This window comes from Vibrio sp. 2CM40D (genome assembly GCF_023161825.1).
In the GTDB taxonomy this organism is placed as follows: Bacteria; Pseudomonadota; Gammaproteobacteria; order Enterobacterales; family Vibrionaceae; genus Vibrio; species Vibrio alginolyticus.
On sequence record NZ_JALNTL010000007.1, the window covers coordinates 171,784 to 193,784 of the forward strand.

The following is a 22,001-nucleotide window of genomic DNA, read 5'->3' on the forward strand; positions in this document are numbered from 1 at the left end:
GTCATAGAGATGACAGGTGGTGATTTGCGTCGAGTATATTTTCCTTTGATAATCAGTGTGCTACTAAGCGCCTGCTCTTCTGGGCCTGAGCCTAGTGAGCAAGCACAGGTGACAACACCTACAAATCAGCTATTGTCGGACAACCCTGACTTGTTCGACTTTTACTCAGAGTGGCACGGCACGCCTTATCGCTTAGGCGGGACACAGAAATCTGGAATTGATTGCTCAGCATTTGTACAAAAAGCGTTTATTGAGGCTTATCAGCTCTCGTTACCAAGGACAACGAAGCAGCAATCAAAGCAAGGTGTGGAGTTAAGTTGGACGGATGCCAAGCAAGGGGATCTAGTGTTTTTTAAAACAAGACGTACAACTTATCATGTCGGAATTTACTTGGGTAACAAGCAGTTCATGCATGCATCGACGTCTAGAGGTGTGATTATTTCAAGAATCGACAACCCATACTGGGCATCTAAGTTTTGGCAAATAAGAAGAGTTACAATGTAACTCCTCTCACTCTTTAACCGGACATTGCTGTAAGTTAAAACAATATCAGTCGTAAGTCGCAACAGCATTATCGAACAGATTTTTGACCAGAGCGATGTATTCATCAAGGAACGTGATCTGTTCATTGGTCGCTTTTTTATGCCATACCCCAGCCAATATCTCACCAAGATCTTCAACAACTGCATCAGCCTCTTTCAATAATTTGAAGCGTACGCTCGAGTGAAGTTCTGGATTTTGCTCAAAAATCGCCATGATGTTTGAAGCCACCATATCGGTGACAACATCTTCGATGCTTTCGGATCCAGTGTCGCCAATTTCGGTCGTAAAAATATCTAGATTTAGAGACAAGTGCTCGATAAGAGCGAGATATCCATCGGTTTCTAAAACCACTGTTTTTCTCCGTTTATTGCAAGCCTTCGAAGCTGAAAGCAGAATAGTTTCAATAGTAAGACATGCCGAGAAAATTTCATTAACTTATTTCATATTAACAAACATTCACGAACCAACTGGATGATTTTCAAACAATTGAGCTTTGCTTCACTGAATTCGGATACAGGGTTTCTTCAAACCTTTTTATATTTCAGTCATTTTCATGCAAACAGGTTTGGTTACGACCATTTTCTTTTGCACGATACAGCGCAGCATCGGCACTCTTTAACCATTGAGTGTGAGTTTCAAAATAAGGCTTATACTCGCAAACACCAATACTTATCGTGTAATTAATCAAAAAATCTTCCACTTTCACGATCTCTTGCTCAATTCTTTTGCGCAAACGCTCTGCGAAATAGCAAGCTTGCTCCTGGTTTGTGTGAGGAAGTAGTACGGTAAACTCTTCACCACCAAAACGACCGCAGATGTCACTGCTCCTTGCTGTTTTTCTCAACAAGGCAGAGGTTCGACGAATGACTTCGTCCCCTGTCGGGTGACCATAAGTATCATTCACCTTCTTAAAGTGGTCGATATCGAATATTACTAATGAGCATGGTCCGTCGATAACTTTTAAGTGAGCAAACTCATCTTTCAATGATTGCTCCCAATAAGCGCGATTAAATAAACCTGTTAAACCATCTTTGCGACTGATTTCCGACAAATGTTGATTTGTTTCTTTCAAATGAATGCGATTTCTCGCAGTTTCAGAAACATCATTGACTTGAATCGCTATGTGGCTGACCTCTCCTGAAAGCCCAATTAACGGCGTGATCACGATATCTTGATACATAAAATCACTGCTGTTTGAAACCGGAGAAAAGTTGTTGAACTTAAAAAGGTACGGTCGGTTTTCCCAGCTAGAAAAAGAACGAGTTTCCAGATCGGCGGCAGCTTTTATCTTGGTTTCTAGCCAAGTTCTTGGCAGCTCTTCAAAATGCTCAAATAAACATTCACCAAGAATTTCTTGTGATAGAACGCCACTGTATGACTGCATAAAACTGTTCCACACACACACTTTATACTCTTGATCCAAAACAATAAGCCCTGAATCCATCGTATCGAGAATTTGTGTGACCCAATGAAAGTCTGCTATGTCCAGCGTGATATCGGACATTAGATTAGCTCCATGATTTCATAGATTATTTCTACGGATGGCTTATCAATTAAAAACAGTACCTCGCACTCGAAATCGAGCGCTTCTGCCATGTAGGTGTATTCGATAGTAAAGAGCTCACCCAACTCGCCTTGCTCTTCACAATAAGGTGTTAAGGTATCCACAATGCCTGGCTGACGAAGTGAGAATTGCTTGTCGAGTTGATCGCCCAACGATGTGAGAAATGACGAAACCAGTAGGTTAGAAATATTCAAGATGATTTCATTATGAGGCGTAAACTCAAGGAGATAACCTAATTTTTCCCCAATCTGATTGATATCCCTACCACGTAAACACACCAGTGCCTCTCCGTGAATACCACCACCGACAAACCTCTGCGCTACCGCAACGGAACTGTCACGCCCAACCACATCAACCAGTGTCATATGAAGCTCGCCGTAGGACAAAGGTCCAACATGAGGAACAGGAAGTTGGATGAACTCATGTAAATGGTCGGCCATAATCGCAGCCCCTTTACCAAGGGCAATGTTCGCAATTTCACGGAATTTGGCTAGTAAGGAAAGCTCTTCGCAACCCTGGCTTTTAGAATCAACCGAATGACTAGGTTTGAACGCATAATGCAGCCCTAATTGTTCGTATAGTGGGAGCACCTGCTCTTCTGTCAGAGGCTTAGCGATAAAAGCTTGAGCACCAAGATCGAGACAGCGCTGTTTTGCCTCTTGTTGAACATCTCCAGAAATAATGACGATTTTGGTCGCGTACTGACTAACAGGTAATGATTCGAGGACCTCAAAACCATCCATTATGGGCATCGTTAAATCGAGAAACAAAATATCGATATTTTGCTCAGCAAGAATATTAAGCGCCTCATAACCATCTTGCGCTTCAATAAGATGCAATGATGTATCTTGTACGATAGAACGCGCAATAAGCTTTCTTGCAACAGCTGAGTCATCACATATCAGTATTTTCATGCCACCAATGGAACTAACGTCAAAAAAATCATAATACCTGTTGTAAACGTTCATCTCCATATGCTAAGCCAACAAATCAGAGGCTTATAAGCGATTTGATTCACATTTATACAAATTGACTACACTAAGAGGAAGGTTTCTTTACTAAGTATGCTCAACATAACGCCAACTCCCTGCTATTTATCCTAAACTATTGGTGGTCAAATAGATTCGCGAGGTTTTGTATGTGGCAAGCAATATCGCAACAGCTTTCTGATACTTTATTGTTCGATTACCAGATCACGGAAAAAGTAAGGCTGTCTGGTGGGGATATCAGTGAAAGCTACATGATCAATGATGGTGAGCAACGTTATTTTGTGAAAATTAACGATCGCGAGTTTTTGTCTAAGTTTGAGGTAGAAGCTGAAAGCCTGCATCTTTTGCGTGAAACATCCACCCTATTTGTACCTGAGGTGGTATTGGTTGGTAAAACCAAAAATGCCTCATTCCTAATTCTTAACTACCTTCCAACGAAACCATTAGAAGATGGTCCCAACAGCTTTAAATTTGGGCAACAATTAGCTCACCTACACCAGTGGGGCGAGCAAAAAGAGTTTGGTTTTGATACCGACAACTATCTCGGTTCGACTCTACAGCCCAACAAATGGCACAAGAAATGGTGTGTATTCTTTGCTGAGCAACGCATAGGTTGGCAATTACAGCTCCTTAAAGAAAAAGGCGTCACCTTGGTTGATATCGATGACTTTATCGATGTCGTAAAACAGCGGCTAGCAAACCATGCTCCGGAACCTTCTTTGTTGCATGGCGATTTATGGAATGGAAATGCGGCACTCACTGCATTCGGTCCTATCTGTTACGATCCTGCGTGCTATTGGGGGGACAGGGAGTGTGATATTGCGATGACAGAGCTTTTTGGTGGATTTCAACCAGAATTTTATCAAGGCTACGAATCGGTTATGCCACTTTCTTCAAGCTATGAGGAACGTAAAGATATCTATAACCTTTACCATGTTCTCAACCATTGTAATTTGTTTGGCGGCCATTACTTGGAACAGGCTCAACTGGTTATTAATAAAATCATTTCTTATTAATTTGGAAGCCACTGCATATTTCAAGATGTAAAATCTCGAGGCACATCACTACAGAAAATCACCCTAAGCTCAAGGTTGAGTTTGGGGTCAAGTTTTGTACTTATTTCGACTCAATTAGCAACAACTCGACCTAATATCAAAGGAGACTTAACTTTGGATTGTGCCTATTTTCCTTGTAGGCAAAGTAAGTAAAGGGCTGTGCTTCCTTGATGAATAGTGTGTTTAAAAGCCCTGCGAGATTAGGAGTTGTTGTATGAAAAATTATACCGAAAGGTATGTAAAGTGCCCGCATTGCGGACACTCTATCGGCATTACATTGGATGCAAGTAATGGTGACCAAGAGTTTTATGATGATTGCCCAGCTTGTTGCCACGCTATCCACCTAAATATGCGAGTGGATGAGTTACAAGATAAGGTCGAACTATTTATCGATGACAATTACGAATAGCAGCTCGAGCATGTGAACATCAGAAATATAAAAACGCTTAAATGAAAAAGGAGCACTAGGCTCCTTTTTCTCATTCTAAAGCTGTTTTGCTGCAAGAACGCGCTCAACAGTATCAACAATTGCTTGAGTCTGAGGATCAAACTCAATATTAACGCGCTCCCCTACTTGTCTCACTCCGAAAAGCGTTCGCTGCAAGGTTTCTGGAATTAGATGTACTGAAAAACGACACGTTTCAACTTCACCAATAGTTAGCGAGCAACCATCTAAACCGATGTAACCTTTCGCTAATACATATTTCATTGATTCTTGCGGCAGTTGGAACCAAATCGTGCGGTTATTGGGCGTATCGATGATATCGACAATATCTGCCGTTAAACTAATATGACCAGACATGCTATGCCCGCCTATTTCGTCACCAAACTTAGCCGCGCGCTCAATGTTTACGCTATCCCCTTCCACCAGCCGACCTAAATTAGTAAGAGCCAATGTCGCTTGCATTAAATCAAAACTGATAAGGTTGCCTTCGATCTTAGTCACAGTTAGACAACATCCGTTGTGTGCAACGGATGCACCAATTTCTAACCCTTTACAAAGTTCATCGCTTAACTCGACAACGTGCGTTTGAAAGCGTTCTTTTTTATCAATTTTAACGACCTTCGCCGTACCCTGAACTATTCCTGTAAACATTTCTTTTTACCTATTGATTTAATACCAACTGTAGTCGAAGACTAAGCCCTAAACACTGCGCTACGGGCCGGAAATAAAGACCGCAGACGATAAAGCCATGGCTCAATGAACACTGGTTTGTTCTCATGCATGTTTCAACATTACCATGATTCGCTGCTGTTCTCAGTAAAAGCGTATCCTTAGCGTAGAGAGCGTCCAGTCAGTGTTATCGACTATTCACTACCTAGCTATGGAATATAAACATACAATTGTTTATCATTTGCGCGGAGTTTCTCCGAGGCATTTTTTCACCTTATCGTGACTAAAATCAACCATCAGATCCGTTCACCACATCTTTTGCCCTCGAGTACTCTCATTCTTTCAACTTATTGTTCCGCTCTGGAGTATTTTTCGTGCATCGCTATAAAGAAGAAGCATCAAGTCTTATCAAATTGGCGACCCCGGTATTGATCGCATCTGTCGCTCAAACTGGTATGGGGTTTGTTGATACCGTAATGGCTGGCGGCGTTAGCGCCACCGACATGGCTGCGGTTTCTGTCGCTTCAAGTATTTGGCTACCATCCATTTTGTTTGGGGTGGGTTTATTAATGGCATTGGTCCCTGTTGTCGCACAGTTAAATGGCTCTGGTCGTCGAGTGAAAATCCCGTTTGAAATTCAGCAAGGCGTCGTTTTGGCATTGCTGATCAGTGTGCCGATAATTGCAGTCCTGCTTCAAACCCAGTTTATTCTCGGGCTGATGGATGTTGAAGCACTGATGGCAGAAAAAACGGTGGGATACATTCATGCCGTTATATTAGCAGTACCCGCTTTTTTACTTTTCCAAACGCTTAGAAGCTTTACGGATGGTATGTCATTGACGAAGCCGGCAATGGTGATTGGCTTTATCGGTTTGCTGCTCAACATTCCTCTAAACTGGATTTTCGTGTACGGCAAGTTTGGTGCACCTGAATTAGGCGGTGTTGGCTGTGGTGTAGCAACCACGATTGTTTACTGGGTCATGTTTGCCATGCTATTGCTGTATGTGATGACATCAGAGCGATTGAAAAGCATCAATCTATTTGGAGAATGGCACCGCCCACAATGGAAAGCGCAAGTTCGTCTATTCAAACTCGGCTTTCCTGTTGCAGCAGCGCTGTTTTTTGAAGTGACACTGTTTGCTGTCGTTGCGCTGCTCGTTTCACCACTGGGTCCTATCATTGTGGCAGCGCATCAAGTCGCGATTAACTTCTCCTCGTTGGTATTTATGCTACCAATGAGTATTGGTGCAGCAGTAAGCATTCGTGTCGGCCATCGACTTGGTGAAGAAAACGTAGATGGCGCGCGCGTAGCGTCACGAGTCGGCATTATAGTTGGTCTAGCTTTGTCCGTTCTCACAGCGATTTTAACCGTCTTGTCTCGCGAGTGGATCGCCGAGCTTTATACTAGCAACCCAGAGGTAATCACTCTAGCGATGCACCTGCTCGTGTTTGCCGCTGTTTATCAATGTACGGATGCGGTTCAAGTGATCGCAGCTGGTGCATTACGCGGCTATAAAGACATGCGAGCCATCTTCAACCGTACTTTTATTGCTTATTGGATTCTTGGCTTGCCAATTGGTTACGTCCTTGGCCGTACAGACTGGATTGTTGAGCCAATGGGAGCACAAGGCTTCTGGCTTGGTTTTATCATCGGCCTATCTTCTGCGGCCTTTATGTTAGGCGTCAGAATGCGTTGGATGCATCGCCAAGAGCCAGAAGTGCAATTGAACTTTTCAGTTCAATAAAAAGTAAAAAAAGCCAGCATCCGCTGGCTTTTTTGATCGAATAATCACACGGTTGAGTATACTTATAACAAGATTACAAAGCGGTTGATTTTGCTCTCTAGACAACGGATACGAAGTTAGAAAAAAGGATATTTGTGCGGTCTATTTTATTGTTCTTAATCTTGATTCTTAATGGTTGTGATAACTGGTTCAATCCAGAGAACGCCATGTTTGATAAGTATCATCAACGTGTAGCCAATGTATTGGACGTTCCTGCTATTCCAATAACACTACAGTCTACGGTAACGATTCCTGCGAAACGCGTTTTGTTCGAGCCATTGCCAAGGCTATCTATTGGCCTGCTAGAGAGCTATCAATTACGACAGTGCGGACTCTTTAATTTACTTGCCGAGAAAAACTCACAACTTGGAAAGGTGCAGGATGCCTTTCATGATTTTGATTATCAAACTGCCCTTTTAAGAGTCATGAATCGATGTTTATCCGAATTTCCACTTAGCGATGAAGAACGCGCGACATTGGCAGAGCTTTACGCAACCAAGTGGCAACATTTAGACATTCATCTCGACAACTTACTACTCGTAAGTGACGCCATGCAAAAGCAACTAACTGCCTCTGATTGGCTATCTCAAAATACGACGAATGATATTGCACGCATTAACGATGTCTATCGTATTTTCAGCGAAATGTATGATTTACCCCACCGCGCGGTCTCACGTCTACCCGATGTGGAAGTTACGCAATATCAAGAAGAGTTAGAGAAATCTCGTTTACTCGGACGACTTTACTATTCAATGGTAAATACATCCCTTTGGTTAAAAGCGACAACTCAGCTACTTGAGCAGAACCAGAGCAATGTATTGTGCGGGCCGAACAGAGACACCACTCAGTTCCGCTACTTAAGAAATGTCTTTCAATCCATTTACGTTGAAGAAGTGCAACCTTATTTGGCTTATTTAGACAGTACCTATCAACAACTTAATGATGGTGCCACTTTGGTGGAGAACCGTATGCAACTCCATGGTCACCAGTATGGCATCATTGAGGCACATAGGACATTTAGGCAAGAAACCCTAAACCACGTTCAGTTTTGGCAGGGTCTCTTCAAACGATGTGGCGTAACCGTTGGCAACTAGTAAGTGCAGAGCGTTCTATTCCTTCAACCTTTCACGCAAGAATCGAGCAAAACGCGGTTTACCAGTATGTGTAAAACCGTTATATCTAAATGTAATGGTTGAACCAATTTTCGGAGGCTGGCGACGCACTTCATCGGTAAATCCGCTACCGATGTAAAACTCAATGCCATTTGGTAAGCGAACTAACATTGCTCCCATCATACCTAATAAGCGCCCTGTTCCTGGCTTATAACCCACAACTAACGCTTCATCATCTGCGTATCGTTTTAGTTTAAGCAAATCACTACCGCGTCCAGCCTGATAGCGGCTTGATACCTTCCGCAACATCACCCCTTCACCGTCGGATATTGAAATTTTATCCAACTGTGTAAACAGATGAGCTTCATTTTGAATGGCTCGGTGCTCGACATATTTGATATGAGGCTGGTCGACTTCAAGCACTAAATCTTTGATGTTGTAATAACGCTTCCGATAATCACCAGCGGAATATGGCATATCAAAGATCATAAAGTCGATATGTCGCCAAGCAGACTCTACAGGAGTTTTATCTAATACCGTTTGCTGAACAAGATGGAAGTTACCTCTCCCAGCCCAAAGTTCACCGTCCAACGGATAATCAGGCAAAGGTCCTGTATACCAATCTGGGGCGTAGATTCGATTACCATTTCTCGTCACGAGATGTTGCCCAGTCCAATAAGCGCGAACACCATCAAGTTTTTCGCTATACCAATATTCAGACACATCAATGCCATCCTGATAGCTTTGTGCAAGAGAAACTGGTGGTGCGAGAGAAGTATCCGCTTGAAGCTGTGAAGACGCTGCCATAACAGCCAGCGCAATTAATGTCATTTTTAATGGCATAAGAAGACCTTGTACAAAAAATCGTCTTTATTGAAACGTAAGTCCTCTCGATGACCTATTTATTACTAGTTGTTCTTCGACTCATAACAATCAACATTAGTAATAATTTGCAAAGATAATCATAAACTTTAGACAGGTTTTGCATTTAGTCGTTACACGTTATTCACTTAAGGCGGATGGTTCGTCAATCGAGTTGGAATCTAATCATGACGAGATCCCCCGCTCTAATGACTTCTTTAGGTTCAACACCTCTTATAAGCAAACCATTTCTCTGTGCATTTTTGATTCTCAATTTGAGAATCAGTCCTTTCTCAAATTGAACAATATCATCAACAGCGCTTAAACTTTTGATTTTTAAATAGTTTAAAATTGGCACGTTACCTGCTCTATATCCAATTAGAAAAACAAACGGAGACAGAGTCATGGAATTACGCAAACTAGAAATCAATCAAGACAAGTTAGCCATTGAGTTTTTTGGTGACTTAGACGCAAGCGGCTGTCGACAAGCACAACATCACATTGATGAAGTAATTCACAACAATCATCACAAAGAAGTCGAAATTAACCTACAGCACGTCCAATTTCTTGATTCTTCAGGGATTGGTGCCATTGTTTACTTATATAAGCGTCTAGTTGAACGTGAAAGAAGTATGAGTATTGAAAACGTATCAGGCCAACCTTTAGAAATCATGAGCTTGCTTCGTATCAACCATGCCATTCCCGTTAACTCAAAAGGACACTAAAAATACCGGTTTAAACGGAGGTTGGCATGGTAAATCTTTTACGACGATATGCAGTAAGTGGTCTTGTGGTCGGCATGTTTGGTTGTTCGTCGTTTGACTACCCAGAACACGGGAAAGGTGGCTTGGCGGAAAGCTATCAAGATATCTCGATCGAGAATTATCAGTTTTCCCCAGTAATGCCTGACGAGCCTTTAGGTCCAGAACATGGGTTAAGGTTTGATTGGCAATTGACCAAGTTACATCTAGACGCACTAATCCAAGAGGGCGCGCGCTGGTGTTTTCCTGCGGCAGTTGTTCAGGCCCTTGAAAAACAAAATAGAATTGCGCGCGAGTTAGAAGGTGGGCTTTTACTCGACGCTGCCAACGACCTTGTGATTCAGCGTCGACGCTTAAACCAGCTCGAACAACAACTCGACTACGTACTGAGCCAAACAACTTGCACACCGCCCGATGATATTGAAGCACTACGTAGCGACCTAAACATAGTCTCGGATATCTATGCACTACTTAATATCGACAACCAGTTTGCTGTCGATTCAGCAGAAATCAACCCGAAGTACATGGGACATTTGGCAGAAGCAGCCTACATTTTACGTGACCACCCCAACCTATCTCTTGTAGTAACGGGGCATGCGGATGCAACTGGAACACCCGATTACAACCAGAAACTTGCTCAAGCGCGTGCGGAACAAGTAAAGCGTTACCTAACCGTATTTGGTATCACTTCAGAGAGAGTCACTACCAAATCTGTCGGAGATAACCTGCCACTCTATGAAGGTGAAACATCCGCCGTGCGTTTAACTAATCGTCGGGTAAGCATCGAGGTTATTAGCCCTAATTCAGATAGCGATACCTCAATAAACCGCAACTCAACGGCAGGAGGCGCGCTATGAACACGATGAAACCATTTATCCTCTTAATGTTGTTGTGTCTGGTTGCGTGGGTACCTTCTTCCATAGCGGATGAGAGCAATACTGTTAAGGTCGGTGATTTAATACAGATTAACTTACCCGGAGAGGCGTCGTTAAACCAAGGGTTTCAGGTCGATCGTCGTGGACGAATTAATTTACCAGAAGTCGGCCCTGTATTAGTGGCCGGCTACAATGAACAACAACTCCAAGACGTGATTATCGACAGGCTAAAGACCGTGTATCGTGACGTTAACAACGCTCGAGTTTTTATTAAACAGCAACAGTTGTTAGTGTCCGTTCAAGGCTACGTGGTCAAACCCGGTGAATATACCTTACCTTCTGGGTCCAACATTCAAATGTTTGTGTACGAAGCTGGCGGCCTGCGCGCAGGGGCTCAGCTTGATAAAATGATCGTGAAACGTGGAAATAAAAACATTGAATTTGACTACAAACGCTTCCTTGATACGGGTGACAATAGCCAGCTGCCAAAACTAGAATCACTGGATGTCTTATTTGTCCCCGCTTCCCCACTCGTAGGGAATATTGAGCAAGAGTTTGATGCAGCAAAACTCGCGAATTCAGGTGACAGCGCAGATTCCGCTCGTGCAATCAAAGTCTTTGGTGAAGTCAACGCACCTGGCTCGTTCTCATACAAGCCAAATACCACGCTAGTTGATGTCGTAATGCGAGCTGGCGGCGTGACACGATATGCCAGTGTTGAGCAAATTCGCGTGATAACAAACAATAACCCAACCATGTTTAACCTGAAAAAGTACCTTGATACTGGAGACCAAAGCCTACTGCCGGAGATCCTGCCAGGTGCCACCATCTTTGTCCCAAAACAGGAAGAAGAAATCAAAGCAGGTGCAAATGTGGTTTACGTGATGGGTGAAGTCGCCCATCCTGGGGCATACGAAGGCAAGCAAGGCGCTAGCTTCATGGATATCCTCGCAAACGCTGGCGGGCCCACTCGCTACGCAGAATCTCGCCAAATTCGCGTTATAAAAGCCGATGGCAAAGTCATCAAATTCGATCTTACCGCGCATACAGAAGGACTATCTTCAGCCAGACCACCAAATGTTGGACCAGGAGACGCGATTTTCGTGCCGGAGAAAACCGATTTCAATGAGAAGTCTTGGTTAAAAGTAGCACCTAGTCGAGCGGTCGCAGTGATGGGAGAAGTTGTTCGCCCTGGACGCATCGAGTGGTCAGACGAAATGGATTTGATTGATCTGCTTGCACACGTTGGTGGCCCAACTCGACGAGCTGATACCACCAAAATTGAAGTCGCCAATAACGGTCAAATGACACAATTTGACTTAGACCAATACATTCTGGATGGCTCACCAACATCAAGCCTACCTCAAGTTTCCGCTGGTACAGTCGTAAGGGTACATGCATTGCCTGACGACCCATCCGATAATAAGTCGCAATGGGTAAGCCAAAGCTCTGACGCATCGATATACGTTTTCGGGCAAATCAATGCACCTGGGCGCTATCGTTTCACCGAAGATATGCATTTTCTGGATATTTTGTCTGCCGCCGATGGACCGACAATGGATGCAGATATTCACAACATCCGTGTCACACACCGAGGCCTAGGTTATGCCAAAGTGAGTAAATTGAATTTATCGATGTACTTTGAAACAGGCGATGAGTCAATTCTGCCCCACGTTCGTCCCGGTGATACCATTTACATTCCAGAAAAAAACAAAAACTGGTTAGATCGTTCAAAAGAGTCCACGGTACGCGTATTAGGTGAAGTAAGAGACCCAGGGCGGTACGTATTCAATGACAACATGACTGTGCTTGATCTCTTAGCGGAAGCAGGAGGACCAACTGATAATGCCTACCTTGAAAAGATCAGTGTGGTCAATATGTCTTGCTGCCAAGGCCAAGCCCGAACATTTGATTTGGTGAACTTTAGTAAAACAGCCAACATTTATGAGCTGCCAGTCATTCGCGCAGGCGACACAATTTACATTCCCCATAAAGACGAAAGCTTTGTTGAAAAAGCGAGGGCCGGACTAAGAGATATTTTACAAATCACCACAACCATCGTGTTAATAGGAGCGTTGTAATGACTATTCCTGCAACTCACGCTGAGATTGAGCAAATTTATCTTCAGAGTGAACAGAAAGGCCACAAAACGATTTGTGTTGTGGGTTGTAAATCTGAAGATGGTGTCACTTCCGTGGCTTCATCTCTTGCAGAGCGCTTGGTTTTAGCAGGCCACAATACTTTGTATGTAGACCTTAACTTATTCAAACCCGCTTATCACACTGTTCACGAATTTGATGATGACGAGAAGGTTGGCCATTTGATCACACGAGAGAATACACACCAAACTTTAGTCGGCCTCCCAGCTCCATCTCTCGCCAGTACTCAGTTAGCGTACCGAGACCCAACAACGCTGAAACAAAACATTGCACAATGGTTAACGCAGTACGAGCGCGTCGTGATAGATACATCACCACTTCTCAGTGTCAACCGAAGCAATATTGCGCCTCAAGTGATTGCTGGCGTATGTGATGCTACTTTGTTAGTAGCGCATTATGGCTCTACGACTGCAACCCAGCTCGAGCAAGCCAAAAAGCTACTCGATGCTAGCGATGCGAACTTGATTGGTTCTGTACTGAACATGAAGCACACTCCAAGCCTGAAAGATGAGTTAATCCGCCAAGTTTCCAAGCTGCGTTTCTTACCAAAAAAGTGGAAAGAAAAACTGTCTCAGCAAATTAAAAAAAGCGAACTGTTTATGTTATAGGGAGCGCTATTATGACGATAAATAACACATTGACTATCGAGCAAGAATTAGTGGATGAGCATATTCTTCAGCAAATGATCAAAGATACGTGCGCCGAAATCATCCCTACCTTGATTGATCACTATGTCGAAGAGTCACGCGATCGCATGGAGAAAATAGAGCAAGCATTAAGCACAAAAGACCTTCAAACATTAGAGTTCGAGGTTCACACACTGGGCAGTTCTGCTCTCGCTCTAGGCAATCGAACGCTTTCAAGACAAGCAAGAATGATTGAGAAGTACTGTGTCGAAGGAAAAATACCAAAAGCATTGGAGCTTTGTGAAACACTTCCTCAACTCGCCAATGAATCGTTTGATGCGTTAGAAAAGCGAAAAGCTCAAGGGTTTGAGTAGTATCAGTGTCTTACTCCCTAGCGAAGCATCGCGTTTGATAAAGCGCGATGCCGACATCATCTCAGAAATTTAGGCTCCAAATTCAGTCACCCTCGCCAAGCCACACACCTTGAAATTATTTGGGTATACTTAATCAATTAAAAAGTATGGATTTTTCGCAAATTTCCTACCTTGTGCTAATACTTAAATAACGCTTTTCTCAAATTGAGAATTTTCAGCACTAGAGAGCTATAAACCACTCATAATGCCAAATAGTAGTGCTGACAAAAATCATAAAAAATGAAACAAACTACGTTGGGATGGGACTATGAGACCAAGGGTGTTACTGGTAGAGGACTCTACTTCACTAGCCATACTTTATAAGCAGTATGTGAAAGACGAACCTTATGACATTTTTCATGTCGAGACAGGTCGCGAAGCGATTCAATTTATTGAAAGAAGCAAACCTCAGCTCATCATTCTCGATTTGAAACTGCCCGACATGTCTGGCGAAGACGTGCTGGATTGGATCAACCAGAATGACATTCCTACGTCCGTTATTATTGCTACGGCGCACGGCAGCGTCGACTTAGCCGTTAATCTAATTCAAAAAGGTGCGGAAGATTTCTTAGAAAAGCCCATAAACGCTGATCGCCTAAAAACGTCAGTTGCATTGCACCTTAAACGCGCCAAATTGGAAGATTTGGTGGAAAATATTCAATCCAAGTTTGATCGCCACAACTATCACGGATTCATCGGTTCAAGCCTCCCGATGCAGGCGGTATACAAGACCATTGATGCTGTTGCGCCAACTTCTGCCAGTGTGTTTATTGTGGGAGAAAGCGGCACAGGTAAAGAAGTTTGTGCTGAAGCCGTCCACCGCCAGAGTGACCGTAAAGACAAGCCTTTTATTGCAATTAACTGTGGGGCTATTCCACGAGATTTGATGGAAAGTGAGATTTTTGGTCACGTTAAAGGGGCCTTTACTGGAGCAACAACAGATCGAAAAGGTGCGGCGACGCTGGCACATGGTGGCACGCTTTTTCTTGATGAGCTGTGTGAAATGGAACTTGAGATGCAAAAGAAGTTGCTCCGCTTTCTACAAACGGGCACTTACACCCCTCTTGGTGGCACTCGAGAAATGAAAGTGGATGTGAGAATCATTTGTGCCACTAACCGAAATCCATTAACAGAAGTAGAAGAAGGTCGTTTTCGTGAAGACTTATACTACCGTGTGCACGTTATACCTATCGATATGCCCCCATTACGTGAACGAGGAAGTGACATCGTCACGCTTGCCAAGCACTTCTTGACCACTTACGCCAAACAGGACAAAAAGAAATTCTCAACAATCGACAGTGAAGCTCAACATATCATCAAGCATTACGAATGGCCGGGTAATGTAAGGCAACTACAAAACATCATACGTAACATTGTGGTGCTCAATAACGACGAAAAAGTCACGGTGAGCCACCTACCCGCTCAACTCACTAAAAAGTCTAAAGTTACGAAAACAACGACACCTGCGCATGTTGCTCAAGAGTCAGCAAACATTGCACCAATCACACCACCACCTGTTTATACTGAGGAACCTTCACCTTCTGCGGTCGAACCGTCGATTACCGCAGCGGAGCTGCCTGGTACACCGTCCTCTGCTGCTACCTCACCGTACTTTAACTCTGATGGAACCATTCGCCCTATGTGGCAAGTAGAGCGTGAAGCAATTCAAAACGCAATTGCGTACTGTGATGGCAACGTCCTCAACGCCGCTGTCATGCTGGAGTTAAGCCCATCTACGGTTTACCGAAAAAAACAAGCGTGGGAAGCGGATGAAATTAATCTCGAACAATCTTGATAAACCTGCCATTGGTGAAATTTGGATCTTGCTTGATAGCCGTCTATTCGGCGGCATTGAAAGTCACGTTATCGAGCTAGCTCGGGGATTAATCGCCTTTGGACACAAAGCTCGAGTTGTGCTAACCACTGAGTATTCACCAGCTGCTCAGATTGTACAGAAGGCAAAAGAAGCCGCGATCCCTGTGAGTTACTTAAACTATTTGTCTGGCGAGCCCAATAAAGCTTTAAAAATTAAACACCTAACAAGCGCCGTCGCCAATCACCAACCCTCAGTGGTTCACTCCCATGGTTATAAAGCGTCGATTTTGTCGCGCTGCGCCAAACTGCTCACCCGTACGTTTCCTCGTTTGATTTCAACTTATCATGCTGGTGAATCGTCCTCAGGGAAACTATGGCTATACGATTGGCTTGATAGAAGCTCAGGCAGCCTATCTGACCATTGCTTTGCTGTCAGTCCAAGTATTCAGCGCAAAGTTTTTTGTTCTTCAGAACTGCTGAATAACTTTGTTTCGATTCCCAACAGTCAACTCAACTATCAGGAGATCGCTTTTGTCGGCCGATTGAGTCAGGAAAAAGGCGCCGATCAATTTATTGAGGTAGCGAGGCTCTGTCCAACATTACAGTTTAGTGTGTACGGTGATGGCCCAGAAAAAGAGTCGCTTAATCAAACTGCCCCTCCAAACGTGACTTTCTTCGGCCATCAAACCGATATGGAAGGTGTTTGGGAAAATATCAGCGTACTTATCATCTCTTCTCGTTATGAGGGTCTTCCAATGGCGGCGCTGGAAGCCATGTCGAGAGGCATTGCCGTGATGAGCTTACGTGTAGGTCGTCTTCCAGATATTATCCAAACGGGTAAAAATGGTTTTATCGTCGAAGACATTCCCTCTCTTGCTAAATGTCTTCATGACTGGATATCGATTGGTGAAGCGCAACAATCACTCATTCGCCAGAATGCTCGACAAACCATCATTGATGATTTCTCAGCGCAAAGTGTGATTCCCGTATTGCTACAAAAATATCAAATTGAAACGGATCACTAATCCATATTGGTTCTCAATATGAGAATGATGAGTTCCAAACATAAATATCATATAAGATTCAATCACATAAACTAATGGCATATTTTGGCATCTCTATTGCAGCTCAGCAGTTAACGCAGATTAATGATGAGACAGAGGTGACTTATGACTACGCCAAAACGCATTCTATATGTTCATTATGGTGATAATTGGATTCGCGGCAGTGAAGTAGTGCTTCTGGATCTCATTTCTGGAATCGACCGCAATAAGTTTGAGCCATTCGTATGGTCAAACTGCCAACCACTAATCGATAAGTGCCAATCGCTCGGAATTGAAGCGGAACATTCATCCTTCAATTTGGTTGGTGGTTGGAGCGCTCCACGCTGGGATATTAGCGGGTGGAATAGCCTTATCAAACAAGGCTCAGCTTTGATCGAAAAGCACAGCATCGACTTGGTACACGTCAATAGCGGCGGCCCTTGTCAATGGATGTGTTTGGCTGCTCGCATGAATCATATACCACTTGTCACGCAACTTCATTGCCATTATACATTGCGCGATCGCTTCTCTCTCGGACTTCACCTCTCTCCAAAATTGATTTGCGTTAGCAAAGATGTTGGACGCGAAATTCTTCAGGACGGCTACCCGCAAAACCAACTTCATGTCGTACACAACGGCGTGTCACTTCAAGGCGTGGATACACCCATCGACATTAAAGATCGCCTCGGAATCCCATCACAGGCCTTTACCTTTCTGTCGGTGGGTTCGCTGATTAAGCGCAAAGGGTTTGACCGCCTTATTCGGGCAATGCGCATGCACAACTACCACCACCACAACCCTCACCTTGTTATTGTTGGTGACGGCGAAGAAAGAGAAGCATTGCAACAGCTTGCCGCAGATCTTGGTATCCAAGAACGAGTGCACTTTGTCGGAGAGCAACACAATGCTGGAGCGTGGATGTGTGGTAATGCAGACGCTTTTATTAGCGGCGCCTATGAAGAGGCCTTTGGTCTCGTGCTCGGGGAAGCGGCTTTAGCTCAACTGCCTATCGTGGCTCCTAAAACGGGAGGCATTCCTGAGTTGTTCGAGCATAATCACTCTGCATTGCTGTACCAGAACAGTGGAATGGCGAGCCTGTTAAACGCGATTCAACAAGTCATGCAAGACGCGGCATTAAGAAACAAGCTGGCGGAAAACGCTTACCTACATGCTAGCCAGCACTTAACGACGACTGCATCTATCAACGCTATTGAACGTATTTACGAAGGTGAACTTAATAACAACGCCATTACACCAATGCCAATGACTCACTGCATGAAGCCTCTTTCACGCTGGTTGAGCATCAATTGAGGAGCCCGGTCATGAAACGTGTATTGATGTTCGACGCCATCCCAATGCAAGGTGGATCCAAAATCGCGAATGCAGAGCTCCTTAAGCAGTGCGATAAGCTGAACGTGATTGGTTATCTACTCACTACAAATCCAGAGCATTGGGCGTCACTGCTTAGTGGTACACCGCATGTGCAAGTTATAAAAATAAAACCGTCACCATTTAACTCGACTCATGGCCTGACCTACTGGTTGATGAACGCTTACTACTTTCTCCAACTTCTCTACGCGTGCATGAAGCTTCCAAAGATAGATAGCTTTTTGGGCCTATCTTGCCCAAGTAATGATATGCCTTTGTACTTACTACGATTAATTAGCAAAAAGCCTGTGGTACAGATGGTTCATGGCCCTATTGGACGATCGAGATCTGCTGGCTACTGCTTAGTAAAAGCATCGGCAATTTACTACTTGGCAAACACCCGCGAATCAATGGTAGAAGCATTACAGGCCTACCTCAAAACAGAGAAGCCAGCCACCGAACGCTATTGGTGTGGTTTGAATACATCTACGTTTGTTAATGGATTATCGAAAGATCGCTGGCCAAAACAAGCGAATCCGATTTCAAGCCGCGTTTTCTGGGCAGCTAGCTTACTAAAATGGAAGAACATCGATCTTTTGCTTGATGCTTTAACACTTGATGAGTCGAAAAAGATCAAATCCACCGTGTGTTACATCAAACCTAACGTGGCAGGTGTGGAATATTCAACACCGGACTTCAACACACAAGGTGTTGAATGGCATGAGTGCCCAAACAACTTAGATGAATTGCGTTCACAGTGTGGTGTGTTTGTTTCCACCAGTATCAACGAACCTTTTGGGTTATCTATTTTGGAGGCTCTCGCTGCAGGTATGTGTGTCGTCATTCCACATGATGATAGTTATTGGGACCGCGTGTTAACTCACGGCCGAAATTGTATTAAATACACGCCTAACAATGTGGCTTCGCTACACAACGCAATTCGCCTTTTGAATGAATCGCCGTGGATGAAAGTAACGATGGGTATCGAAGCACTCAATGTTTCTCAACTATACACAGCCGAACGTTGTTATTTGCCAATCGCCCAGCACCTTGCTGCCGAAATTGCTACCAACAATGATTGCACACTCAAGACACCGCGAGACATCAAAGGATATGATCATGTCTAAAGCAATGACCAACATGACGCTATTTGCTATCGCCTTAGTGATCAATAAAAGCATCAGCCTAATCATGCTGCCTGTATTGCCCCACTTTCTCTCACCAGAGCAAATGGGCAAGCTTGAGCTTCTAACAACCTTTGGTGTTGTTACGACCTTGTTTGTCAGTTTCGCTTTGCATGAAGCGCTTTATCGATTCGTCGGCGTTGAAAAGGATCAAAATACGCGCACAAGCCTACTAAACCAGCTGTACTCACTTGCTTTACTCATCGCTGGCGTCGTCGCTCTTAGCTTGCTCACTATCATTTTAATCGCCCCCATTCCCGCGCCTTTTACGCGAGTCGAATTTGCTATTGTTATGTTTGCCATCGTTCTAGAGGGCAGTATTGCAATCGGCACTGCCTGGTTAAGAACACAAGACGACAAAGCAAGAACACTGCTTAACGTCATGGTCACTACCACCATTTTTCAGGTCATTTTTATCGTCGCGGCGCTGTCTGTTCATCCCCATGTTATTTCTGTTTTGTGGGGGGGCTTGTTGGCTGCTATTACTCAATTTGTTTGGCTGCACATCGTTAACCGTTACAATGTCACCCTTCCTAAGCTGACATTGGCAAAACAATACCTAAACTACTGCCTACCAATGATGATGGCTGGATTGGTTGCGTTCTGCCTCAATGGCGCTGAGCGCTGGTTCATTGGTGCCAACACTTCTCTTGCGACGTTAGGGATTTACGCGATAGCGGTAAAATTTGCAGTGGGCATGTGTATTTTAGTGCAGCCATTTGGCATGTGGTGGATGCCACGTCGATTTAATTACTTAGAAGGGCGCAAGAACACTGAAGCAGTGCGCATCACACACTTAGGTATGATTTACATTACAGGTTTGAGTGTAGTGGTCGGCACATTAGCAATGGTGATGATCACCTACTTACTGCCAGAAACCTATCATGAGGCGGTACTATTCAGCTTATTCTTGCTGCCTATCGCCATGTTAAAAGAATGGAGCGAACTCATTAATATTTCCATTTTGTACAAGCGTCGTACTCGCTGGCTACTGGGTATAAATGTCGTCTCTGCGTGCGTTGCGATTGCTTTGCTGTTTGGCTTATCTTCTCTGGGTATTTATGGGGTGTTCATTGCGCTTTATTACGCACAACTGTGTAAGCTGGGCCTGACTTATGTAGTAGGCCAACAATGTATGGCGTTGCCTTTCCACCTAAGTCTGATGGTTTTATTACAGATTATATCCGGTGTGGCACTGTTCCTGCTTCACTCTTCACAATCAATAGGCATCGCCATCGCAATTTGCATTTTGACATGCAGTTTGCTGGCAGGGATAGCCACTCGCTACATGAGTAAAGAGACGCTAAATGCTCTCACTCGATACATAGTGAAAAGGCGTGGACAGGTGAAGAGATACTCGTTATGAATGAAACCAAGGTGAGAACAAAACAGTCCATCGCAGCACTGACGATTACAGTCTGTATCGGCCTGCTTTGGATTGTTATGCCTCATCCCATTTTGATTGTTGCGTTGTGTTTCGCACCACTCGCGTTACTGTTTGTTCTCAATCAAACGTTTTGGCTTGTCACACTGTTCGTTATTTTTTCATTCTTTCGTATTCACGAAGCCTTTCCTGTTATCTATAACTTCAAGATCCCATTACTGTTATCACTGGGGGCACTCGCCGCACTCGCCTTTCACCTTCTTATAAGCCGCCAGATTACAGCTTTTTGGCACCCTTCATTAAAGTGGCTGTGTATATTTTGGGGTCTGGTGATCATCGGAATAATATTCGCTTCCAGTCGTGATATCGCAATAACGGTGTTCAAAAATACCTATTGGAAAATCATCATTATGACGTTGGCCATCACCTGGCTTATTACTAAACCTTCACAGCTCGCTCAGATGTCAAAAGCAATTATTTTCGCCGGATTATTGATTGGCTTAGTGGCATTACAAAACGCTGCGAATGGCATTGATTTAGTCGAAGGGACGCGCGTGTCGATAGGACGCTCCATAGGTTCAGTACTTGGCGATCCTAACGATTTGGCACTAGTGCTGATGTTTCCCCTTGCCTTTACCGTTAGTCAATTGATGGAGAAGCATTCCCCCAAGCATCTCAGGCTCTTTGCCCTTATCACCTGTTTGGTTTTGTTCTTTGCGATCATTGAGACGCAGAGCCGCGGGGGGTTACTAGGTTCACTGTCTGTATTTGCCTACTTTGCTTTTAAACACATCAAAAGCAAAACATTAGTCTTGGTATTAGGCGCTATCGCAGCGATCGTACTCTACGCATTCGCTGGTATTTCAGGACGAGAATCGGGGGGAGCCGCTGAGGATGGTATAGATGCCTCTGCGATGGGGCGACTTTATGCGTGGGAAGCGGCATTTAAAATGGCGCTGCATCATCCGTTGACTGGCGTAGGTCTAGATAACTTTTACTTTAATTACTATTTCTACAGCCCACACTGGGATGGTATCAACCACGCGGTCCATAGTACTTGGTTTGGCGTGTTAGCAGAAACGGGTTTTGTCGGGCTCGCGGTGTTCATTACTTTAATTGTGTCATTGATCCGCACCTCTTTGCATTCCATCTCATTGTTGACACCAAAATCAGATTACACCCTCTCTGTAGGAGCAAACGCCGTGTTAAGTGGGCTTATCGGTACCATCGTATCAGGCACTTTTCTGACTCAAGGTTTCACCTGGCCAATTTACATTCTAGCGGCATTAACAGTTGTCGTTAGCCGAATTGTTCAAAGTGACTGTCAAAATGAGAAATACTAGTTTCAAAC

Annotated in this window: 21 protein-coding genes; 16 read left to right on the plus strand and 5 right to left on the minus strand. The window is 44.1% G+C overall.

Annotated features, from left to right (window positions below; translation table 11 throughout):
* Positions 1–9: 9 nt before the first annotated feature.
* Positions 10–504, plus strand: a complete 495-nt coding sequence (locus tag MTF70_RS17295; RefSeq protein ID WP_186584267.1) for an NlpC/P60 family protein — start codon at positions 10–12, stop codon at positions 502–504.
* A 45-nt stretch (positions 505–549) separates the two neighbouring features.
* On the opposite strand, the gene MTF70_RS17300 is transcribed toward MTF70_RS17295, so the two are convergent.
* The 3 genes from MTF70_RS17300 to MTF70_RS17310 form a co-directional block, all read right to left on the minus strand.
* On the minus strand, positions 550–894 hold the full coding sequence (locus MTF70_RS17300) for a DUF3802 family protein (RefSeq protein ID WP_005377620.1): 345 nt from the start codon (positions 892–894) through the stop codon (positions 550–552).
* 190 nt (positions 895–1,084) lie between these two features.
* Positions 1,085–2,047, minus strand: coding sequence for a GGDEF domain-containing protein (locus MTF70_RS17305; protein ID WP_025766666.1), 963 nt, complete (start codon positions 2,045–2,047; stop codon positions 1,085–1,087).
* A complete protein-coding gene (locus tag MTF70_RS17310) occupies positions 2,047–3,021 on the minus strand; it encodes a response regulator (RefSeq protein WP_151514771.1) in 975 nt (324 codons plus the stop codon). The genes MTF70_RS17305 and MTF70_RS17310 overlap by 1 nt, the downstream gene beginning before the upstream one ends.
* A 224-nt stretch (positions 3,022–3,245) precedes the next feature.
* On the opposite strand from MTF70_RS17310, the gene MTF70_RS17315 reads away from it, so the two are divergent.
* Positions 3,246–4,112, plus strand: a complete 867-nt coding sequence (locus MTF70_RS17315; RefSeq protein ID WP_005377623.1) for a fructosamine kinase family protein — start codon at positions 3,246–3,248, stop codon at positions 4,110–4,112.
* A 253-nt stretch (positions 4,113–4,365) separates the two neighbouring features.
* Entirely contained in the window at positions 4,366–4,560 is a 195-nt protein-coding gene (locus MTF70_RS17320) for a CPXCG motif-containing cysteine-rich protein (RefSeq protein ID WP_017634925.1), read from the plus strand.
* Between the two features lie 75 nt (positions 4,561–4,635).
* On the opposite strand, the gene MTF70_RS17325 is transcribed toward MTF70_RS17320, so the two are convergent.
* Positions 4,636–5,247, minus strand: coding sequence for a riboflavin synthase subunit alpha (locus MTF70_RS17325; RefSeq protein ID WP_205460947.1), 612 nt, complete (start codon positions 5,245–5,247; stop codon positions 4,636–4,638).
* A gap of 392 nt (positions 5,248–5,639) precedes the next feature.
* Here MTF70_RS17325 and MTF70_RS17330 point away from each other — a divergent pair, with 392 nt between their 5' ends.
* Both MTF70_RS17330 and MTF70_RS17335 read left to right on the plus strand, forming a co-directional pair.
* The gene (locus tag MTF70_RS17330) at positions 5,640–7,010 is read left to right on the plus strand and encodes an MATE family efflux transporter (protein ID WP_151514769.1); all 1,371 of its coding nucleotides are present in this window, start codon (positions 5,640–5,642) and stop codon (positions 7,008–7,010) included.
* A gap of 134 nt (positions 7,011–7,144) precedes the next feature.
* Positions 7,145–8,143 (plus strand): DUF3080 domain-containing protein, encoded by a 999-nt coding sequence (locus MTF70_RS17335; RefSeq protein ID WP_047102254.1) that lies wholly within the window; start codon positions 7,145–7,147, stop codon positions 8,141–8,143.
* Positions 8,144–8,158: 15 nt separating this feature from the next.
* On the opposite strand, the gene MTF70_RS17340 is transcribed toward MTF70_RS17335, so the two are convergent.
* The gene (locus tag MTF70_RS17340; protein ID WP_205460946.1) at positions 8,159–9,004 is read right to left on the minus strand and encodes a DNA ligase; all 846 of its coding nucleotides are present in this window, start codon (positions 9,002–9,004) and stop codon (positions 8,159–8,161) included.
* 422 nt (positions 9,005–9,426) lie between these two features.
* On the opposite strand from MTF70_RS17340, the gene MTF70_RS17345 reads away from it, so the two are divergent.
* The 11 genes from MTF70_RS17345 to MTF70_RS17395 all read left to right on the plus strand — a co-directional run bounded on the left by MTF70_RS17345 (position 9,427) and on the right by MTF70_RS17395 (position 21,993).
* Positions 9,427–9,747, plus strand: a complete 321-nt coding sequence (locus MTF70_RS17345; RefSeq protein WP_017634929.1) for an STAS domain-containing protein — start codon at positions 9,427–9,429, stop codon at positions 9,745–9,747.
* A gap of 26 nt (positions 9,748–9,773) precedes the next feature.
* Positions 9,774–10,640 (plus strand): OmpA family protein, encoded by an 867-nt coding sequence (locus tag MTF70_RS17350; protein ID WP_017820663.1) that lies wholly within the window; start codon positions 9,774–9,776, stop codon positions 10,638–10,640.
* Positions 10,637–12,739, plus strand: a complete 2,103-nt coding sequence (locus MTF70_RS17355) for an SLBB domain-containing protein (RefSeq protein ID WP_017820662.1) — start codon at positions 10,637–10,639, stop codon at positions 12,737–12,739. Before MTF70_RS17350 ends, MTF70_RS17355 begins: the two co-directional genes overlap by 4 nt.
* On the plus strand, positions 12,739–13,425 hold the full coding sequence (locus MTF70_RS17360; RefSeq protein WP_005377635.1) for an AAA family ATPase: 687 nt from the start codon (positions 12,739–12,741) through the stop codon (positions 13,423–13,425). Before MTF70_RS17355 ends, MTF70_RS17360 begins: the two co-directional genes overlap by 1 nt.
* Positions 13,426–13,436: 11 nt before the next feature.
* Positions 13,437–13,817 carry an Hpt domain-containing protein gene (locus MTF70_RS17365; RefSeq protein ID WP_005377636.1) on the plus strand — a complete coding sequence of 127 codons (381 nt, stop codon included), beginning with the start codon at positions 13,437–13,439 and terminating at the stop codon, positions 13,815–13,817.
* A gap of 307 nt (positions 13,818–14,124) precedes the next feature.
* Complete coding sequence (locus MTF70_RS17370; RefSeq protein WP_042522937.1) at positions 14,125–15,651, plus strand: sigma-54 dependent transcriptional regulator; 1,527 nt, start codon at positions 14,125–14,127, stop codon at positions 15,649–15,651.
* Positions 15,626–16,696, plus strand: a complete 1,071-nt coding sequence (locus tag MTF70_RS17375; RefSeq protein ID WP_042522936.1) for a glycosyltransferase family 4 protein — start codon at positions 15,626–15,628, stop codon at positions 16,694–16,696. Before MTF70_RS17370 ends, MTF70_RS17375 begins: the two co-directional genes overlap by 26 nt.
* A 144-nt stretch (positions 16,697–16,840) precedes the next feature.
* The gene (locus tag MTF70_RS17380) at positions 16,841–18,025 is read left to right on the plus strand and encodes a glycosyltransferase (protein WP_042522934.1); all 1,185 of its coding nucleotides are present in this window, start codon (positions 16,841–16,843) and stop codon (positions 18,023–18,025) included.
* An 11-nt stretch (positions 18,026–18,036) separates the two neighbouring features.
* Complete coding sequence (locus tag MTF70_RS17385; RefSeq protein ID WP_042522932.1) at positions 18,037–19,209, plus strand: glycosyltransferase; 1,173 nt, start codon at positions 18,037–18,039, stop codon at positions 19,207–19,209.
* Positions 19,202–20,632, plus strand: a complete 1,431-nt coding sequence (locus MTF70_RS17390) for a lipopolysaccharide biosynthesis protein (protein WP_042522930.1) — start codon at positions 19,202–19,204, stop codon at positions 20,630–20,632. The genes MTF70_RS17385 and MTF70_RS17390 overlap by 8 nt, the downstream gene beginning before the upstream one ends.
* Positions 20,629–21,993, plus strand: coding sequence for an O-antigen ligase family protein (locus MTF70_RS17395; protein WP_205460945.1), 1,365 nt, complete (start codon positions 20,629–20,631; stop codon positions 21,991–21,993). The genes MTF70_RS17390 and MTF70_RS17395 overlap by 4 nt, the downstream gene beginning before the upstream one ends.
* Positions 21,994–22,001: the final 8 nt, after the last annotated feature.

Coding starts and splice junctions, on each gene's coding strand:
- MTF70_RS17295 (WP_186584267.1), top strand. CDS start 10: ATGACAGGTGGTGATTTGCGTCGAGTATATTTTCCTTTGATAATCAGT.
- MTF70_RS17305 (WP_025766666.1), bottom strand. CDS start 2,047: ATGTCCGATATCACGCTGGACATAGCAGACTTTCATTGGGTCACACAA.
- MTF70_RS17310 (WP_151514771.1), bottom strand. CDS start 3,021: ATGAAAATACTGATATGTGATGACTCAGCTGTTGCAAGAAAGCTTATT.
- MTF70_RS17315 (WP_005377623.1), top strand. CDS start 3,246: ATGTGGCAAGCAATATCGCAACAGCTTTCTGATACTTTATTGTTCGAT.
- MTF70_RS17320 (WP_017634925.1), top strand. CDS start 4,366: ATGAAAAATTATACCGAAAGGTATGTAAAGTGCCCGCATTGCGGACAC.
- MTF70_RS17325 (WP_205460947.1), bottom strand. CDS start 5,247: ATGTTTACAGGAATAGTTCAGGGTACGGCGAAGGTCGTTAAAATTGAT.
- MTF70_RS17340 (WP_205460946.1), bottom strand. CDS start 9,004: ATGCCATTAAAAATGACATTAATTGCGCTGGCTGTTATGGCAGCGTCT.
- MTF70_RS17345 (WP_017634929.1), top strand. CDS start 9,427: ATGGAATTACGCAAACTAGAAATCAATCAAGACAAGTTAGCCATTGAG.
- MTF70_RS17350 (WP_017820663.1), top strand. CDS start 9,774: ATGGTAAATCTTTTACGACGATATGCAGTAAGTGGTCTTGTGGTCGGC.
- MTF70_RS17355 (WP_017820662.1), top strand. CDS start 10,637: ATGAACACGATGAAACCATTTATCCTCTTAATGTTGTTGTGTCTGGTT.
- MTF70_RS17360 (WP_005377635.1), top strand. CDS start 12,739: ATGACTATTCCTGCAACTCACGCTGAGATTGAGCAAATTTATCTTCAG.
- MTF70_RS17365 (WP_005377636.1), top strand. CDS start 13,437: ATGACGATAAATAACACATTGACTATCGAGCAAGAATTAGTGGATGAG.
- MTF70_RS17370 (WP_042522937.1), top strand. CDS start 14,125: ATGAGACCAAGGGTGTTACTGGTAGAGGACTCTACTTCACTAGCCATA.
- MTF70_RS17375 (WP_042522936.1), top strand. CDS start 15,626: ATGAAATTAATCTCGAACAATCTTGATAAACCTGCCATTGGTGAAATT.
- MTF70_RS17380 (WP_042522934.1), top strand. CDS start 16,841: ATGACTACGCCAAAACGCATTCTATATGTTCATTATGGTGATAATTGG.
- MTF70_RS17385 (WP_042522932.1), top strand. CDS start 18,037: ATGAAACGTGTATTGATGTTCGACGCCATCCCAATGCAAGGTGGATCC.
- MTF70_RS17390 (WP_042522930.1), top strand. CDS start 19,202: ATGTCTAAAGCAATGACCAACATGACGCTATTTGCTATCGCCTTAGTG.
- MTF70_RS17395 (WP_205460945.1), top strand. CDS start 20,629: ATGAATGAAACCAAGGTGAGAACAAAACAGTCCATCGCAGCACTGACG.